The sequence below is a fragment of the Paenibacillus sp. FSL H3-0469 genome (genome assembly GCF_038051945.1).
Classification (GTDB): Bacteria; Bacillota; Bacilli; order Paenibacillales; family Paenibacillaceae; genus Paenibacillus_AQ.
Genome location: NZ_CP150302.1, coordinates 6,433,686 through 6,450,218, shown reverse-complemented (window position 1 = coordinate 6,450,218; position 16,533 = coordinate 6,433,686). Strand labels below are relative to the sequence as shown.

The window sequence follows — 16,533 nt, the reverse complement described above, 5'->3', positions numbered from 1 at the left end:
CTCTAGCTCATCTAGCTCAACCTCACTCATCTCTGTCTCACTCTAGCTCATCTAGCTCAACCTAACTCTCTCTGCCTCACACTAGCTCATCTAGCTCAACCTAACTCATCTCTGTCTCACTCTAGCTCATCTAGCTCAACCTCACTCATCTGTCTCTCACCCTAGCTCAATTAGCCAAATCTCACTTATCTGTCTCTCACCCTAGCTCAATTAGCCAAATCTCACTCATCTACTCACTTTACCTCATCTGGCCAAACCTAACTCATCTAAGCTCAGCCTAACCACATCAACCTCGTTCCAGTTCACCCTTAGCCTCGTTCCAGCCTAACACCGCTCCAGATCTGGCTCAATTTCCGGCGAACTGCACCAACCCTCCCGGTAACCGCTTCGCAGCTTGTGCTTAGACCAGCTTCACCAGACTGTAGTTCTTCTTGCCCTTGCGGACGATGATGAACTTGCCGCCGATGGCATCCTCAGCCGTAATCTCCGTCTCCAGCTCATTCACGCGCTCGCCGTTGATCGAGATCGCGCCTTTGGTGATATCCTCACGCGCCTGGCGTTTGGATGGCTCCACTCCCAGCTCAACCAGCCAGTCTACGATGTTCTTGGTCTCTTTGCCTGCTGTGAAGGTCGGCATTTCCTTGAAGCCTTCCTCGATTTCGTCCGCAGTCAGCGAGCGGATATCGCCGCTGAACAGCGCCGCACTGATGCGCTTGGCCTGCTCCAGCAGCTCCTCGCTGTGCACGAACCGGGTCATTTCCTCGGCCAGCGCTTTTTGCGCTTCGCGTTTATGCGGCTCGGTGGCTACCTTCTCTTCCAGCGCTTCGATCTCCTCTTTGCTCAGGAAGGTGAAGTACTTCAGGTATTTGACCACATCGCGGTCATCGGTGTTCGCCCAGAACTGGTAGAACTCGTATGGCGTGGTCTGCTTCGGATCGAGCCAGATGGCGCCGCCGGCGGATTTGCCGAATTTCGTACCGTCAGCCTTCAGCATAAGCGGGATGGTCAGGCCGAAGGCTTTGGCTTCGTTGCCCTCTTTTTTACGGATCAGATCAAGGCCGCTCGTAATATTGCCCCATTGGTCAGACCCGCCGATCTGGAGCTGCACATCCTCGTGCTGGAACAGGTGCAGGTAATCCATAGATTGCAGAATCTGGTAAGAGAACTCGGTGAACGAGATTCCGCTGTCCAGACGGCTGGACACTACGTCCTTCGCCAGCATCGTGTTGATGCTGAAATTTTTGCCGATATCACGCAGGAATTCGATGACATTCATATCCTTGGTCCAGTCGTAGTTATTTACCATCCGCACCTGGTTGTCGCCATCGGTAATGAACAGCTTCTTCATCTGCGCAGTCAGGGCATCCACATTCTCCTGCACTTGCTCCAGCGTCTGCAACGAGCGCTCGCTCTGGCGTCCGCTCGGATCGCCGATCGTTCCCGTGGCTCCCCCGATCAGAATCACCGGACGGTGACCCGCCAGCTGGAAGCGCCGCAGCATCATGAATGGAATCAGATGGCCGATATGCATACTGTTGCCCGTAGGGTCTACGCCGCAATACAGCGATACCGCCTTACTCTCTGTCAATTCACGCAGTCCGTCCGCATCAGTCTGCTGGTTAATGGCATCGCGCCACAATAGCTCGTCAATAATGTTCAACATGTACAGCCCCTTTTGTGTAAGTGATTGTTCTATATCCCTTGATATCCGTCAAAAAAACAGCAGCTATACCGCATCAAGCCATAGAAGCCAAAAGCCCGCCCGCGCAGGCACTAAGCCAGTATCCCCAGCACACAGACAACAAAAAATCGCCCCTTGTCTATTCAGACACAGGGACGATTAGTATTAACCGTGTTACCACCCAAATTGCACAGCCCCCATATTGCACACAGGTCCGTACCACTCTCAGGCGAGTTATCGTTCGCTTAGCTCCGCTTGGCATTACCCAAGATACTCCCGAGGCGTAATTCACAGTCCGCTTGTGTGTACCGGGTTCCATCGACCCCCGGCTCTCTGGGAACAGGGACAAGGCTGCTACTGGCTCGTTCAACGTATACCAACTATAAGATTACAGAAAGTATAGCCGCTCCGCAAAAAGTTGTCAATGCAGAGAACCACCGCAACGAACCAGCCTGCTCCGGCACCGAGAAAAATGTTACATGCACCTGAATCCGTGATACATTAGGGAGAGGAAACAACTGTTCTTCAAAGCACATTACATTATCTTAAGACAAAGGAGAGTCAGCAGCTTATGAAGAGTATCGCAGTGTTCTGCGGTTCCAGTGAAGGGGCTTCGCCCGTATACAAGGAATCGGCTATTCTACTCGGCAAGGAGCTTGCCGCACGCAACATTACGCTGATCTATGGCGGAGCAACTGTAGGTTTGATGGGTGCTATTGCAGATAGCGTGATGCAGGCGGGAGGCCGCGTGATCGGGGTGCTGCCGCATTTCCTCAAGCAGAGGGAAATTGAGCATACCCGTCTGACGGAGCTGATAATGGTAGACTCTATGCACGAACGGAAGCTTAAGATGTCGGAGCTGGCGGACGGATTCATTGCTATGCCGGGCGGCCCGGGCACGATGGAGGAGTATTTCGAGATCTTCACCTGGGCGCAGCTCGGCCTGCATCAGAAGCCCTGCGGACTGCTTAATGTGAACCATTATTATGATCCGCTGATTGCCCTCTTCAGCAACATGGCCCGGGAACAATTCATGCAGGAGAAGCATCATTCCATCATGCTGAACGATACAACTCCGGAGGGCATTCTGCGCCAGATGGCAGACTATACCCCTCCCCCGGTCAAACAATACCTGACAGAAGATCGCATTTGAAAAGTCTCTGCCCTCCTTATATCGCAATATATTATGCGCGAGACTGCAGCTATAGCCTGAATGCTAAGTAGCTTGCCTGTTCCTGCCAGAAAGAGGTTATACCTATGTCGTTGTCTGCTTATTCCGGTTATGATGCGCTGGGGCTTGCCGCCCTAGTGAAAGCACGGGAGGTCTCAGCGCGTGAGCTTGTGGAAGCCGCCTATGCCCGGATGGATGAGGTGAATCCGCTGCTGAATGCGGTGGTACGCACCCGCCGGGAGTCCGCGCTGAAGGAAGCTGCGGAGATGCCTGTCGATGGCGATGATCTCACCCGCCCGTTCGCCGGCGTCCCATTCCTGCTGAAGGATATCTCCCAGGCGATTGGCGGCGAACCGCTGACCTCGGGCGCTCTGCTGATGAAGGACAATGTCGCGAAGCGGGACTCTAACTATGTGGCACGTATCCGGCGCGGCGGCTTCATTCCACTGGGCCATACGAATACGCCGGAATTCGGGCTCAAAAACATCACCGAGCCCCTCCTCCACGGACCGGCCCGCAATCCCTGGAACCCCGCCTGTTCACCCGGCGGCTCCAGCGGCGGTGCGGCGGCGGCGGTTGCCGCCGGGATCGTCCCGGCCGCCGGAGCCAGTGACGGCGGCGGCTCCATCCGCATACCGGCCTCGTTCACCGGCCTGTTCGGGCTGAAGCCGACGCGAGGGCGCACGCCGGTCGGCCCGGGGATCGGCCGCCAGTGGCAGGGCGCATCGATTGATTTTGCGCTGACGCGCTCTGTGCGGGACAGCGCCGCGATGCTGGATCTGCTGCAGGTGGTGCAGCCGGAAGCGGCTTTTCAGACGCCGCTGTATCCGGGCGTCTACCTGGACGATCTGCTGAAGCCTGCGCAGCGGAAGCTGCGGATCGCCTTCACCACCGCTTCGCCGGTGGGAACACCGGTATCCGCTGAGGCAGTAGAGGCCGTGCGGAAGACGGTCAAGTGGCTGGAGTCCGAAGGCTATGAGGTGGAAGAGAAGCTGAGCCCGGTCAACGGGGTCCGGCTGATGGATAACTACTATACGATGAACGCAGGAGAAGTATCCGCCATGTTCCTCTCACTGGAGAGCGGCATGGGCCGTGCAATTAAGGCAGAGGACGTGGATATTGTCACCTGGGTGCTGGCCGAAGCCGGGAAGCAGGTCTCGGCGGCAGAATTCGTACACAGTCTGCACGAATGGGATGTAGCCGCTGCGCAGATGGCGGCGCTGATGGACCGTTTCGATCTGTATATTACCCCGGCCAATGCGGACTCCGCGCCGAAGGTTGGAGAGCTGACCCAGACTGCGGCGGAGACAGAGAAGCTGATGCAGGTCAGCGGGCTGCCGAAGGATGCGCAGCGGCGGATGATCTACGAGATGTTCGAGCCGAGCCTGACGTACACGCCCTTCACCCAGCTCGCCAATCTGACCGGCCAGCCTGCCATGAGCGTGCCGGTGCACCTTACGGCCGAAGGAATGCCGATCGGCGTACAGGTTATGGCCTCCAAAGGACGCGAGGATCTGCTACTGCAGCTCGCCGCTTGTCTGGAGCAATCCCCGCTGTGGGTGGGGATGAGCGGGAATGCAGGCTTTGCTTGAAGCCTGCTAGTATGGCAAAGGGCCGTCCGCAGCGTGAAGTCACGCCGTGGACGGCCCTTACCCTGTTATGCATCCTGTCCGGCATTTGCTTGGATTTATGGGAGGATACTCCTAAAACACATTCTGCTGTATTTGCTGCAGCAGAATGGAGCAGATCTGGCCGATCCAGGCTGTTTCTGCGAAATCTAATGTAGGAATTACAACAGTGGGCCGAAACAGCCCCTTTTTGCATCATCTGAATGTATAAAATACAATAGATTTCTTCCTTCCCAGGCTGAACACCCTTCCCGCTCTCGCTGGCCCGGTTATTTAAACTCCGCGCCCCATCAGCCCTCCTCCAGAAAAGTTGCATTGAACTTCTGCAGCAGCTCCCCGAACAGATGCCCTTCCTCCTCCGACCAGCCCTTTAGCAGTTGTTCGATCATCTCCTGCCGGACCTGCCGGTTCTCCTCCAGACTCGCTTGGCCCGTCTCCGTAATCTGCAGCGAATAGGCCCGCCCGTCCACAGGGTCCGGTACCCGGGTGATGAACCCCTTACTCTCCAGTGAGGCCGCCTGCCGGCTGACCGTAGAAATATCCAGCTGAAACTCATCGGAGATTGCCTTGATCCCGGCAGTTCCCTCACGAGACTCAATGTGATGCAGCAGCAGGTAGGCCGCACGATCCAGATTGCCGATTTTTTTGAACGTGGTAATTGAAGTGAGACGGCGGAACAGAACCGCCATTTCCAGCTCTATTGTCTCAATTGAATGTTTGTCCATGCCGGGCGCCCCTCTTCTCTTTTATTCATTGACTTTACTCTTTTCACTTGTATAATACAAGTATATACTTTCATGATACAACTTATTTCTGCAAAAGCTAATTTTCAGGGGGAACCGTTATGAAAGCCCATGAATTCATGGTCCGTCAGGTGTACAAGGTTAAGCAGGAAGACACCGTACGGACTTTTATTGAGAAATGTATTGCCCACCGGATCAGCGGCATGCCCGTAGTTAATGACCGGAACGAGATTGTCGCCTACCTCAGCGACGGGGATATCATGCGCTATATCGGCAGGCATGAGGATCTGATCGTGGATTCTTTTTTCCAGATTAATGTGTTCGTCGGGGATAATGAGCTGTTCGAGGAACGGGCGCAGAAGCTGCTGGGTCTGAACGTAATGGCTATCGCCAAGAAGAAGGTCATCACCGTGCATGCCGAAGAAGACATTGAAGCCATCGCTACCATCCTCGGCAAAAAGCAGATCAAAAAGGTTCCCGTCGAACGGAACCACGTGCTGGTCGGCATCATCAGCCGCGGCGATGTGATCCGCCATTCCTTCAAGGCGCTGCTCTAGCCTGCGGGCGCCTGCTATGCAGCCTGCCGTCTAACGGACAATTGCCGGTGCCGCATCTATTGCGGCTCCCGGCCGCATAAGCCATAGAAGAAAATATGGATCAGCTCCTCCACGAATGCCTCCCTGTCCTCATGTGCTGCCTGACCGTCCAGCATCTCTCCCGAGCTTTTCATATAGATCTGAATGGCCAGCAGCACTGCCTGCACCGATACTTTATCGGTAATCTCCCCGCGTGCTTGTCCTTCTTCCACTATTTGCACCATTAACGGCCTAATATGATCTTCGTATTGCTGCTGAATATACTGATACATCTCCTGATTATCGACCATAATCTCCTTGATCACCGCCGGCGGCAGGTGCGAATCGGTCTCTTTCTCCTTATAGATACAATAGGCGATCAGTTCCTTCAGCGATTTTTGCTGCCTCATTTCCTACCGGAACTCAAAGCAGCATGGGCAGAGGCAACCTCCATACTGCTGCTGAACGGACTGGCTTGTTTCCTTCTAGGCATCCAGCTCTTCAGACGGCGCGACCTGCCGCTATAGACGAATGAAGCCCTGTAAGCTTGTGCTCTCCTGCTGCCAGTTGCGGCCATCTCCTATTTATGTCATTGTAAAAGTAAATTGAGTACTTGGATAAGGAGAGGACCGACCTGTGCAGCTTCACCAAATCATCGCCAATCCCAAAGCCAAAGAGATCTATTTCACGGTCAGAAAACACGGGACCGTCTCCAAGCAGACACTTCTGGAGGAGAGCGGCCTGACGATCAGCACCCTGACCCGTATCCTGGAGGAGCTGCTTGCTCCGGGGCTGCTGCTGGAAGCCGGCTTCGGCGAATCCACGGGAGGACGCCGCCCTACCCTCTATGAGACGAATCCATCTTATGCTTATCTGCTTGGACTGGAGATCTCCCGTACCCATGCGAAGCTTGTACTGACGGACTTCCATCTGCAGCTGCTTGGTGAATACACCTGGAGCATGGATGCAGGGCTTACCCCCGGGTACCTTATGGCTTCCCTTGAGGAGCAGGCTCAGCGGCTGCTTGAAGCCGCCTCGCTCAGCTTCAGCCGGGTAGCGGGACTGGGCATCGGTGCGGTCGGCCCGCTGGACCGCACAGCCGGAGTCATCCTGAACCCGGCCCGGTTCCCCGCGCCGGGCTGGTCGCAGGTTCACATCAAGGAGCAGCTTGAGCAGCGGCTTCAGGTGCCGGTGTGCCTAGATAACGGAGCCAATACAGCACTGCTTGGCGAATACTGGGCCAGCCGCAGCCGGATGCAGCATCACCTGCTCTACCTTCATGCCGGGATCGGCCTGCGCTCAGCCATTATGAACGACGGGCGGCTGCTCTATGGCATGTCCGATACCGAAGGTGCGGTCGGGCAGATGATCATTGACCGCACGGGAGTGCCGCCGCTGATTCCCGGCGGCAACGCCGGAGCCTGGGAGAGCTATGTGTCGGTCCGGACGCTGGAGGGGCAGGCCCGCGAGGCTTGGCGGCTGGACAGCAACATAAGCCTCCGTGCTCTGGCAGAGCATGCGGAGGCTTTGGAATTCAGCCATCTGCTGGAAGCGCTCCAGGAGCGCGATCCAGTGATGGTCCGGTTATTTGATGAGATGGCGGCAGCCTGCGGCACCGGGCTGGCGAACCTGATTAATATCCTCCACCCGGAGGAGGTCATTCTTGGCGGCCCGCTATTCCTCGCGGCAGATTTCTACGAGACCGCCACGCGGATCGCGCTGGAGCGGACCTATTACCGCGGACAGTATAACGTCCGCTTCACCCGGAGCAGCCTGGGCGAGCGCGCAGTTGCAACAGGCGCATGCGCGCTGGTGCTGCACCAGCTAACGAGCTGACGGGTGTACCTGAATTTCACCCTGCCCCCGCTTTAGGCTGAACCTGGTGCATTTGTACACCTCGTTTCCGCCCAGTACCCCTTTTGGCCGAATCAGGTGTATTTGTACAGGATTTGTACACCTCATTCCCCCTCTGCGCCTGCTTTCGGTTGCTGGATGGCTCCGGCATTGTTGCACCTTTTGCAGGATTTCTCTACATTGGTTAGTGGCTGTGGAGCTATTGTTGCAACTTTTGCAGGAATTCCGGCGAATTGGTGCTAATTGGAGCTGTATTGTTGCAATTTATGCAGGATTTATGCGATGGCCGCTCCTATTGAGCTGTATTGTTGCACTTTATGCATAATCTCCCCACGGTCGCTGCTATTGAGGGCTATTGAGCTGGTTCCAGACAGAGCCGGAGCAGATCATCCACATGCGCAGTCGCCAGACATTCCACCGTATCGGCTGCACCGTAATAAATTTTGACCTCGCCCGAGTCTTCCAGGATCATCCCGCCGGGAAAAATCACATCGTTGCGGAAGCCGCCGGCCGTTTCATACACCGCTTCGGGCACCAGCAGCGGTGCTGCCGCCCGGCCGATAATCTTGCTGGGATCTTCGAGGTCCAGCAGCATAATTCCGGCGGTGTAACGCTTTTTCCAGGTGTCTTCCCAGCCGTTTTTGCCCCGGGAAGGGTCGAGGTCCACCGCATGGAAGGTGGTCAGCCAGCCTTTATCCGTCTTCACTGGCGGCGCACCGGGACCAACCTTATCGTTGGCATACGCCACCTGCTCCACGGCCAGCAGCAGCTTATGGTTCCCCCAATACTTCAGATCGGGGGAATCGCTCATCCACATATCGAAGCGGTCCCGTCCGCCCCGGCTATACACCGGAAGCGGACGCTCCAGCCTTACATACTTGCCTCCGATCATCTCCGGGAAGAGTACCATATTGCGGTTATCCGGCAGCGACAGGCTAAGCACTTCAAACGAACGGAAATCATCAGTAACAGCGATCCCTCCGCGCAGCCCGTGACGCGTATCGACTGCGAAGCACATATAACAGCGGTCACCGATCACGCTCAGGCGCGGATCATATACCCGGACCACCTCTTCATCATGCCAGGACCAGCAAGGCTCCGGCTGTACCTCCCAATGGACGCCGTCATCGCTGAAGGCAAGGCCCAAATTGGTCGTATGATGGGGAGCCACGATCCCCTTGCTCTCATCCCCGTAATCATTGCGGAACACCATGACATATCTGCCCTTAAATTTCGTCACCCCGGCGTTGAATACCATGGCCGGTCCATAGGGTACATCAGAAGGCTTCAGAATCGGGTTAAGCGGGTGCCGGACCATCACCGGACTTGAAGTCAGCGTTCCTGTTGCCAGATCGTTCATTGTGCATGTTCTCCTTTGTAATTTTGATAGATGAAAGCGTAACCAGTGTCTTTGCAACCCTATTATGCATCATAATGCATAGTTAAGCTATATGATTTTCACGTGAAATCTTTCAATTTTCAGCTTTGGGTCTGATATCTTCGCGCAGGCACATTGTATTCGGTTTTTCACATACAATTTGTCCCAATTCAGTCCTCATCGCGCCCAACCATACTTTAGGTTTGATGCTGTACTAATGCAGCATTTCTTCCCGAAGCGCAGCCGCCAGTCTGCTGCCGAAGCGGCTGCCGAGCAGCTCATAGCCTTCGGGACCAGGGTGCAGACCATCGGTCAGCAGGTTCCCGTCTGCAGGACCGAACCACTCCAGACCATCCAGGTAATGCAGATGGCGGTCGCCCCGCGCCTGCAGCAGCTTCACTGTATCCGCGATCTCCCGGCGCATCAGCGGCAGGGTGAAGCCAAGCGGATTCTCCTCTGTCTCACGCTCCGTTCCGTAGATCGGCGAGATCACAACCAGCGGTGTCTTAGTATGTTTCTCCCGGATAGTCTCCAACAGACCGATCAGCAGGGGTTTGAACATCCGCGGGCTGGAAGAAGCTGCGCCATAGATATTCACGCCGACGCACAAGGTAATCAGGTCAGCCGGCAGATCCCGGATCAGGCGGCCTATCATCGGCTCCATCAGGCAGTTGCCGGAGAAGCCGAGATTGGTCAAGTGATAGCCGATCTCCCCGGCGGCGATCACCGGCCAGGTACGCGACGGGCTAGAAGCCGCCACACACTGGGTGATCGAGCTTCCATACGTCACCCAGCGGGGACGCGTGTCCGCCAGCGGCTCCGCGACAGCATTATCATCGATGGCAAGACCGCTGATCTTCACACCGGTATTCTGCGGCAGATAGATCTCCAGCTCCTTCACTCCTGGGGGAAGCCCGGTAAAGCAGGCCTCCCCAGCCTCCGCAGCAAGCCGAAGCGTCTGGACCAGACTGCCGTCAGCCACACAATCCAGCGAAGCGTCCTCCGCAAGCGGTTCAAACCGGAGAAGGAGGGTTTCCGATCCGGTGGACAACCGCAGCCGGATACCGGAGCAGATCTCCGCCTTGCCGCCGATCCCATCCGGCGGGTACAGATCATAATCCCGGAAGGGAATCCGCCAGGGCTTGATGCCCTCCTGCCGCTGCTCCAGCGAGACCGCCCCGTGAAACCACGCCTCCTGCACAGGAAGGTGCCTCAGGTTGTTCAAGCGCTTCTCATTCTTCTCGCTCTTCTCGCTCTCCGCGCTCTTCTCGTTGTTCACATTCTTCACGCTCTTCTCGTTCTCCACGTTCTTAACGCTGTTCTCGTTCTTCACTCCGCCTGCCCCGCTTCCGCATCCTGCCCCGCTGCCCCCGGAACGAAATTCTCCCCGAGCCACACGTCCTGCTCCAGCAGGCGCTGCTGCAGCTCAGGAACCGAGATGCTGCGGGAATCCGCCCCGTCCCGGAGCGCAAGCGTTGCTGCCGTGCCGCAGGCCTGGCCCATCGAGAAACAATTCGGCATGACACGCAGGGAGCCTTGCACCGCCCGGTCCGAGGACACAGAACGTCCCGCCACCCACAGATTGCGGATGCCTACCGGAAGCATCACCCGGTAAGGCACCCCGTGGGAGACGCCCGGCGGCAGATGATTGAAGGTCATATCGCTTTTGCTGGTCGCCAGATGGATGTCAATGTAGTAGGCATTGCGGGCGATATCGTCAGGGAATGAACGCGCTGCCACGAAGTCGTCCACAGTCAGCGTATAATCGCCCTGAATGCGCCGCGTCTCTCTGATCCCAAGCTGCTCTCCGCTTGCCACCAGATGTGCCTGTTCGAAGCCGGGCACATACTTGCGGAAGAATTCAAGCTGCCGCAGCACCGTCCGGCGGCCTTCAATGGCTCCGCGCGTAAGATCCTCAGCCTTCGTGCCGTCCACCCCGAACACATGGCCGAAGTTCACGCCGACCAGCTGATCGCTCACCCAGGCCAGGCCGGAGATGGATTTGCGCCCTTCCGGCAGCGCCCCTTCCTGGATGGCCTGCTCCACGGTCCGGTGCAATTGACTAGTATCTCCGGTTTCCGCCAGGAAGCGGCTGAAGCTTGGACGGTCTACATTCGCCAGCAGATAACACATGCTGCCCGGCTGAAGCTCCCCTTCATCGCCGCCCTTCTGAAACGGCACGCCCGACAGGGCAGCAATATCGCCGTCGCCGGTGCAGTCAATGATATAACGGCAGCGGATGAAGGACCTCCCGGATTTATTGACAATTATTACACCCTCTATTGTCTGGCCGTCCGCAGACCGCACCACATCGTAGACAAAGGTGTGGAACAGCGGCGTCACACCACTCTCCAGCACAGCGCTGTCATAGACACGCTTCAACACCTCAGGATCAATCGGCACCCAGTCGAGCTGCTCGCGGTATTCCTCCTGGTACCCCGGATCACAAGCCTGCTTCATCCGCTCCATCAGCTTCAAGCCAAGGCCGCGGATAATCGGCTTAACCTTGTCCGTGTAGGGACAGAAGGCAGGCACCAGCGCCACGGTGCCCATTCCGCCCAGATACCCGCGCTGCTCCACGATCATCGTATTTGCCCCGCCTTCGGCAGCGGAGATGGCAGCCGCAATCCCTGCCGCTCCGCCGCCGATGACCAGCACATCCACCTCGCGGGAGACCGGCACCTCTGCCTGCGGCACTGTAATATGTCCGTTATTCATCGTTATCCTCCTAACAGTTTGGATAGCGTAGCCATCACTAGAATCCACCTCACAAAACTCGCTTCAGAAGCATACGCTTTATCTTTAGATTTATTACCCCTTAACCGATCCGGCAGTCACCTGGATGAAGGTTTTATTCGCCAGAATATACGCCAGCAGCATCGGCAGGATGGACAGGCAGGCCCCGGCCATCATCAGGTGAATCTGCATCGCTGCCGAAGAGCCATAGCGGAGATTCGCCAGCCCGACCGTCAGCGTCTGCAACTGCGGATTCGTCATCGTGAACACCAGCGGCAGAATATATTCGTTCCAGGCATGCCGGAAGGCGAAGAGTCCAGCCACACCAAGCCCCGGAGTCAATAGCGGCAGAATAATACGGAAGAAGGTGCGGATGAAGCCTGAGCCGTCTACCATTGCCGCCTCATCCAGCTCCCGGGGAATCGCCTTGAAGAAGCCCTGCAGCATGAAGAAGGTGCTGGAATGGGCGCTGACCAGAATCAGAATAACCCCCCACAGCGTAGTATTCAGATGCAGCGCAACCATCAGATCGAACTGCGGGCGCAGGACAATGGCCCCGACTGAAATGAACATCATGGACGCCTGCACTGTGACATAAATCCTTTTCCCCGGAAAATCACGCCGGTCCACCACATAAGCAGCCATTGAGGCCACCAGCAGCGTCCCCACCGTCACCATCACACTCATAAAAGCACTGTTCCAGGTATAGCGGGCGAAATTGGCCTGCTTCCAGGCTTCGGCATAGTTATTAAATTGCAGCTTCGCCGGAAGCAGGCTGCCGCCGGTCATCATCTCGGCCCCGGTCTTCAGCGAGCCGGTCAGCGTCATCAGCAGCGGAAACAAGGTCAGGATCGCCGTTGTCAGCAGGAACAGCCACATAAGCGTCCGGACCGCTATTCTGCCGGCATAGCCGGTTGGCTTGTCGGCAGTCTGCGGCTGTCCCGCCGGCTGTTTGGATATCACATGTTCATTCATAGTATGATCGGGCCTCCTAATACACCTTGTTCATTTTGCGGCTGAAGAAGAAATACAGGCCGGTTACCGCTCCGACAATCACAGCGGTGGCGAAGCCCACGGCGCTGCCGTAACCGAGCTGCTGCGTTACCGGTGAACCGGTGGATACAGGGAATAGCAGCTTGTAGAGATAGAGATACATGACTTCCGTTTTGCCGATCGGTCCGCCTTCGGTGATGACCATGATGCTCTCATAGCCCTTCAGGGAAGCGATAATCGCCAGCATAATGACCATCTGGGCTACCGGAGCCAGCATCGGAAGTGTAATATTCCAGAAGCGTCTTCCGGCGTTCGCTCCGTCGATGGACGCGCTCTCGTACAGGTCCTGCGGAATGCTCTGCAGCCCGGCGAGGAAGAGCAGCATATAGTTCCCGACTGCACCCCACACCGCTACAATAATTACCGTCAGCATCGCGTGCTTCGGACCAAGCCAGTCTACCGGCTGGGAGACGAGATGCAGCTTCATCAGAACTGTGTTAACCATCCCGTTATAGGAATTGAAGATGTTATAAAAAACAACGGAGATGACCGCGGTACTAATGACCGTCGGCATGAAATATATACCCCGGAGCAGATTCGACCCGCGCAATCTGCCGTTAAGAATAACAGCCAGCAGCAGCGACAGCGGCAGGGTCAGCAGCAGCTTTCCTCCGGCAAAGATGAAGGTGTTGCGGACCGATTCCCAGAACAGGCTATCCCGCAGCAGCCGGCTGAAATTGTCCAGCCCGGTAAACAGCGCCTCGCCGTATCCGGCATAATCATAGAACATATAGCGCAGCATCCAGATGAGAGGATAGATGCCGAGAGTAAGCGTCAGTATGATGCTCGGTGCAAGGAACAGGGAATTCTCCCCAAGTCTTTTCCATTTATAGATCATGATTGGTCTCCTTCGGGGAAAGCAAAGGGGCTGATCCGGGAATCCCGTACAAGCCCCTGTGTAACCCGTTATTCTCCTTGCGGCTTCATTGGATCAAATGCCGGGTCCGGTGTAACGGTAACCTCGCCCTTCTCCACTGCTTTGGACAATGCGTCATTATATCTTGTATTCAGATCAGCAGCGATAGCCTTGGAATCCCCGCCCGAGAGCATATATTTGAAGAAAGCATCGGCATAGGTAGAGCCTTCCGGCGTGACGTTCGGCACAGCAGGCCAGAGCGAGTCATGCTCGCCGACCAGGAAGCCTTCCATACCGCCAATTTCCGGCTTTTTGGCCTGCTCCACAATACCCGGCACTACAGCAATCCCGAAGCCCTTCTCATGATACGTCTTCAGAATATCGTCGCCGTACATGTACTGCATGAATTTCCAGGCGGCCTCCTGATGCGCCGATTTCGCGCTGATCCCGAGCCAGGTACCGGCGGATACGATCTCCGAGGTTCCCTTAATCTGCCCGTCCAGCGTAGGGGCCAGGGCACCTGCCCAATTGATCTCTGTCGGGAACTGGTCCTGGTATACGCCCGGCTCCGTCGAGAAGCTGAGGTACATACCGATTTTGCCTGCGGCAAATTGGGCGCGCAGCGGGTCGATATCCAGCGTCTCCGCACCCGGCAGAATACTTCTGTCTTCGTACATCTGCTTGAAATACTCGATCACCTGGGAGTAAGGCGCGAAGTCAAACTGGCCTGTCTTCAGGTCAAAGCCAAGACCCTGATAGCCGCTCAGGGAGAGAATCTCGCGGACCGAACGGTCAAAGGCCGCCTTCGGGCTTTTGAAGTTCAGCGCGAAGCCGTAGACGCCCTCCGATTTGCCGGCTTCGGTTATTTTCTTGGCGTCATCGACCATTTCCTGCAGCGATACCGGAGGATTCGCGATGCCTGCTTTGTCAAAGAGATCCTTGTTGTAAATCAGACGCAGGGTGAGGCCGGTATTGGCCAAAGAATATACTTTGCCGTCAAAACGGTTGACATTATTGATCAGCAGACTGCCGAATTTCGTTTTGATCTCATCGGTCAGGTAGCTGTCAATCGGAGCCAGATAGCCTTTTTTGACAAATTCGGGGGTGTTGCCGCTCTTCAGACGGAGGATATCCGGTGCCTGGTTGCTGGTGAAGGCAATGTCAACGCTCTGTGCGTAATTCTCGGACATGACTGTCAGTTCCACCTGGATATTCTCGCCGTTCGTCTCATTGAACTTATTGATCAGTTCCTTGATATATTCCTGGTCATGACGGTCATCGGTCCAGTATTTAAGCTGTACCGGCTCGCCCGTTTCAGCTGCGGCCGAAGCTGCCGGACTCGCTGTTGCCGCTCCGGGCGTTCCATCCGCCGCAGCACCGTTACCGTTATTATTCCCGCCGCAGCCGGCGATTCCGGCGGCCAGCATGAGGCTCAGGCTGAGGCCCAACCATTTTTTCTGCATACGTTCTACCCCTTTGATTAACATTTGTATTGTGAGCTCGTTCTCTATTATAGGCTACCCTTCCGGCAAAAGGAGTGCGGCAGACTCACTCTTGAGGGACAGAATTCTATTCTTTGCGGCAGGCTGCAGCGTCAACATTCGGGCTCCCCCGTTACCGCAGGATGCCGTTCTCATCAAACTTTCGGATGTACCCCACTAATTCCGCAAAATGGACCCAGGCAATGCCTACCTTCTGATCCGCAGCACCATAAGACATGATTAAATCCTCCCCCATGACAATGCCTCCCGTGGTAAACAGGCAGGGCGTAGGATAATCCTCCGGCATCTCCCAATCCTGCTCCGCATACATCAGGCGGTCAGAGCAACGGTGGATAATGACCGGGAAATCATTCTCCTGCTCCCTGAGGATCATGAAGGACTGCGTATAGCCAAATTGCACATTCTTCTTCGCGTGGTAAGCCACCAGCCACTCCCGATTCCCAAGGGCGACCGGCGGCCAGCTTGCCCCCACACGGTTCTCCTCCCAATCGAACAGCGGGCTGGCCAGCAGCCGGTGGACTGCTGCAGGTGAAGCGAAATCCGCAATCGATTCTGCCGCCGCCAGATAGATGGAGGGCTTGCCCGCCTGCTCTCCTCCGGCAAAAGGAAGCACATTCATCGGCCGGTGCAGCATCACATATTGCCATTTACCGGCAATTCTCATCTGCTCAGGAAACAGGAACACATCACGGTTATCGCTGACATGCCCCTCGGTAAGCGGGCCTACGTACCCGAAAGCGTCTTCATATTCACCCTTTTTCAACTTGGCCAAATCCAGCTTGTACAGAACGCTGACCGTATCATTCGCCCGGGCCGATTGAATGAACGGGTCTGTACTCTCTCCCCCAAAGATCCAATCGGGCACATACTCAAAACGCGTCTGCACCGGAGGCTGCTGGCTGCTAAGCCAATAAGGGCCAGGGGGAAAAGCCCGGCAGGCCACCGTGACATACAGCTCGTCCCCGATATAGAAGATACGGGGGTCCTCCACGCAACCGTTGGCATAATTCCGCACCCTTGTTCCGTAAATGTCCGTGATGTACAATTCATCCTCTTCATACCCGAGGGCCGGAGCCAGGGCAGGTCTTGAAAAGTCTGCCTCCCAGGTCTCTCCCCCATCCGTGCTCCGCGCATAGCCCAAAAAAATCGGATAGGGATCATGACAGCCCTCTCTTCTTGCCTGCGGCCACGGGCCCGTTGCCCGAAACAGCATATGAATGTCATCCGAGTCAGGGTCCTGAATGATCGCCGGATTCAGAACCATTTTGTCCGCCCAGTCACAGCCTGGTACAGGTTCAAGCGCCGGTTTGTCCAAATAGCGAAATTGTGGTTTCATAATTCCTCCTGGTTTACCTC

General features: G+C 56.1%; 14 protein-coding genes. 4 read left to right on the top strand and 10 right to left on the bottom strand.

Annotation, left to right across the window (positions count from 1 at the left end; translation table 11 throughout):
* Window positions 1-400 precede the first annotated feature (400 nt).
* Window positions 401-1,660, bottom strand: a complete 1,260-nt coding sequence (gene tyrS, locus NSS83_RS28230; RefSeq protein WP_036696801.1) for a tyrosine--tRNA ligase — start codon at window positions 1,658-1,660, stop codon at window positions 401-403.
* A gap of 592 nt (window positions 1,661-2,252) precedes the next feature.
* Here tyrS and NSS83_RS28225 point away from each other — a divergent pair.
* Together NSS83_RS28225 and NSS83_RS28220 are read left to right on the top strand one after the other, a co-directional pair.
* The gene (locus NSS83_RS28225; RefSeq protein ID WP_076162447.1) at window positions 2,253-2,834 is read left to right on the top strand and encodes a TIGR00730 family Rossman fold protein; all 582 of its coding nucleotides are present in this window, start codon (window positions 2,253-2,255) and stop codon (window positions 2,832-2,834) included.
* Window positions 2,835-2,938: 104 nt separating this feature from the next.
* On the top strand, window positions 2,939-4,444 hold the full coding sequence (locus NSS83_RS28220; protein ID WP_341346958.1) for an amidase: 1,506 nt from the start codon (window positions 2,939-2,941) through the stop codon (window positions 4,442-4,444).
* A 326-nt stretch (window positions 4,445-4,770) separates the two neighbouring features.
* Here the strand turns inward: NSS83_RS28220 and NSS83_RS28215 are convergent, their stop codons facing one another.
* Window positions 4,771-5,205: a MarR family transcriptional regulator gene (locus tag NSS83_RS28215; RefSeq protein WP_341187679.1), complete on the bottom strand. Its 435-nt coding sequence runs from the start codon at window positions 5,203-5,205 to the stop codon at window positions 4,771-4,773.
* Window positions 5,206-5,324: 119 nt separating this feature from the next.
* Here NSS83_RS28215 and NSS83_RS28210 point away from each other — a divergent pair, with 119 nt between their 5' ends.
* Window positions 5,325-5,780: a CBS domain-containing protein gene (locus NSS83_RS28210; RefSeq protein ID WP_341187678.1), complete on the top strand. Its 456-nt coding sequence runs from the start codon at window positions 5,325-5,327 to the stop codon at window positions 5,778-5,780.
* Between the two features lie 56 nt (window positions 5,781-5,836).
* On the opposite strand, the gene NSS83_RS28205 is transcribed toward NSS83_RS28210, so the two are convergent.
* A complete protein-coding gene (locus tag NSS83_RS28205) occupies window positions 5,837-6,208 on the bottom strand; it encodes a hypothetical protein (RefSeq protein WP_341346957.1) in 372 nt (123 codons plus the stop codon).
* 226 nt (window positions 6,209-6,434) lie between these two features.
* Here NSS83_RS28205 and NSS83_RS28200 point away from each other — a divergent pair, with 226 nt between their 5' ends.
* Window positions 6,435-7,634 (top strand): ROK family protein, encoded by a 1,200-nt coding sequence (locus tag NSS83_RS28200; RefSeq protein WP_341187676.1) that lies wholly within the window; start codon window positions 6,435-6,437, stop codon window positions 7,632-7,634.
* A 370-nt stretch (window positions 7,635-8,004) separates the two neighbouring features.
* Here NSS83_RS28200 and NSS83_RS28195 read toward each other — a convergent pair whose 3' ends face one another.
* The 7 genes from NSS83_RS28195 to NSS83_RS28165 form a co-directional block, all read right to left on the bottom strand.
* On the bottom strand, window positions 8,005-9,012 hold the full coding sequence (locus NSS83_RS28195) for a glycoside hydrolase family 130 protein (protein ID WP_341187675.1): 1,008 nt from the start codon (window positions 9,010-9,012) through the stop codon (window positions 8,005-8,007).
* 232 nt (window positions 9,013-9,244) lie between these two features.
* A complete protein-coding gene (locus tag NSS83_RS28190; RefSeq protein ID WP_341346956.1) occupies window positions 9,245-10,426 on the bottom strand; it encodes an SGNH/GDSL hydrolase family protein in 1,182 nt (393 codons plus the stop codon).
* Complete coding sequence (locus NSS83_RS28185; RefSeq protein ID WP_341346955.1) at window positions 10,360-11,748, bottom strand: FAD-dependent oxidoreductase; 1,389 nt, start codon at window positions 11,746-11,748, stop codon at window positions 10,360-10,362. The genes NSS83_RS28190 and NSS83_RS28185 overlap by 67 nt, the downstream gene beginning before the upstream one ends.
* Window positions 11,749-11,841: 93 nt before the next feature.
* Window positions 11,842-12,741 (bottom strand): carbohydrate ABC transporter permease, encoded by a 900-nt coding sequence (locus tag NSS83_RS28180; RefSeq protein ID WP_341346954.1) that lies wholly within the window; start codon window positions 12,739-12,741, stop codon window positions 11,842-11,844.
* A gap of 16 nt (window positions 12,742-12,757) precedes the next feature.
* Entirely contained in the window at window positions 12,758-13,657 is a 900-nt protein-coding gene (locus tag NSS83_RS28175; protein WP_341187671.1) for a sugar ABC transporter permease, read from the bottom strand.
* Between the two features lie 68 nt (window positions 13,658-13,725).
* Window positions 13,726-15,138, bottom strand: a complete 1,413-nt coding sequence (locus NSS83_RS28170; RefSeq protein ID WP_341187670.1) for an extracellular solute-binding protein — start codon at window positions 15,136-15,138, stop codon at window positions 13,726-13,728.
* A gap of 151 nt (window positions 15,139-15,289) precedes the next feature.
* Window positions 15,290-16,513, bottom strand: coding sequence for a hypothetical protein (locus tag NSS83_RS28165; RefSeq protein ID WP_341346953.1), 1,224 nt, complete (start codon window positions 16,511-16,513; stop codon window positions 15,290-15,292).
* Window positions 16,514-16,533 lie beyond the last annotated feature (20 nt).

Excerpts from the sequence above, each read along its gene's own strand:
- NSS83_RS28225 (WP_076162447.1), top strand. The coding sequence starts at position 2,253 with ATGAAGAGTATCGCAGTGTTCTGCGGTTCCAGTGAAGGGGCTTCGCCC.
- NSS83_RS28220 (WP_341346958.1), top strand. The coding sequence starts at position 2,939 with ATGTCGTTGTCTGCTTATTCCGGTTATGATGCGCTGGGGCTTGCCGCC.
- NSS83_RS28215 (WP_341187679.1), bottom strand. The coding sequence starts at position 5,205 with ATGGACAAACATTCAATTGAGACAATAGAGCTGGAAATGGCGGTTCTG.
- NSS83_RS28210 (WP_341187678.1), top strand. The coding sequence starts at position 5,325 with ATGAAAGCCCATGAATTCATGGTCCGTCAGGTGTACAAGGTTAAGCAG.
- NSS83_RS28205 (WP_341346957.1), bottom strand. The coding sequence starts at position 6,208 with ATGAGGCAGCAAAAATCGCTGAAGGAACTGATCGCCTATTGTATCTAT.
- NSS83_RS28195 (WP_341187675.1), bottom strand. The coding sequence starts at position 9,012 with ATGAACGATCTGGCAACAGGAACGCTGACTTCAAGTCCGGTGATGGTC.
- NSS83_RS28185 (WP_341346955.1), bottom strand. The coding sequence starts at position 11,748 with ATGAATAACGGACATATTACAGTGCCGCAGGCAGAGGTGCCGGTCTCC.
- NSS83_RS28180 (WP_341346954.1), bottom strand. The coding sequence starts at position 12,741 with ATGAATGAACATGTGATATCCAAACAGCCGGCGGGACAGCCGCAGACT.
- NSS83_RS28175 (WP_341187671.1), bottom strand. The coding sequence starts at position 13,657 with ATGATCTATAAATGGAAAAGACTTGGGGAGAATTCCCTGTTCCTTGCA.
- NSS83_RS28170 (WP_341187670.1), bottom strand. The coding sequence starts at position 15,138 with ATGCAGAAAAAATGGTTGGGCCTCAGCCTGAGCCTCATGCTGGCCGCC.
- NSS83_RS28165 (WP_341346953.1), bottom strand. The coding sequence starts at position 16,513 with ATGAAACCACAATTTCGCTATTTGGACAAACCGGCGCTTGAACCTGTA.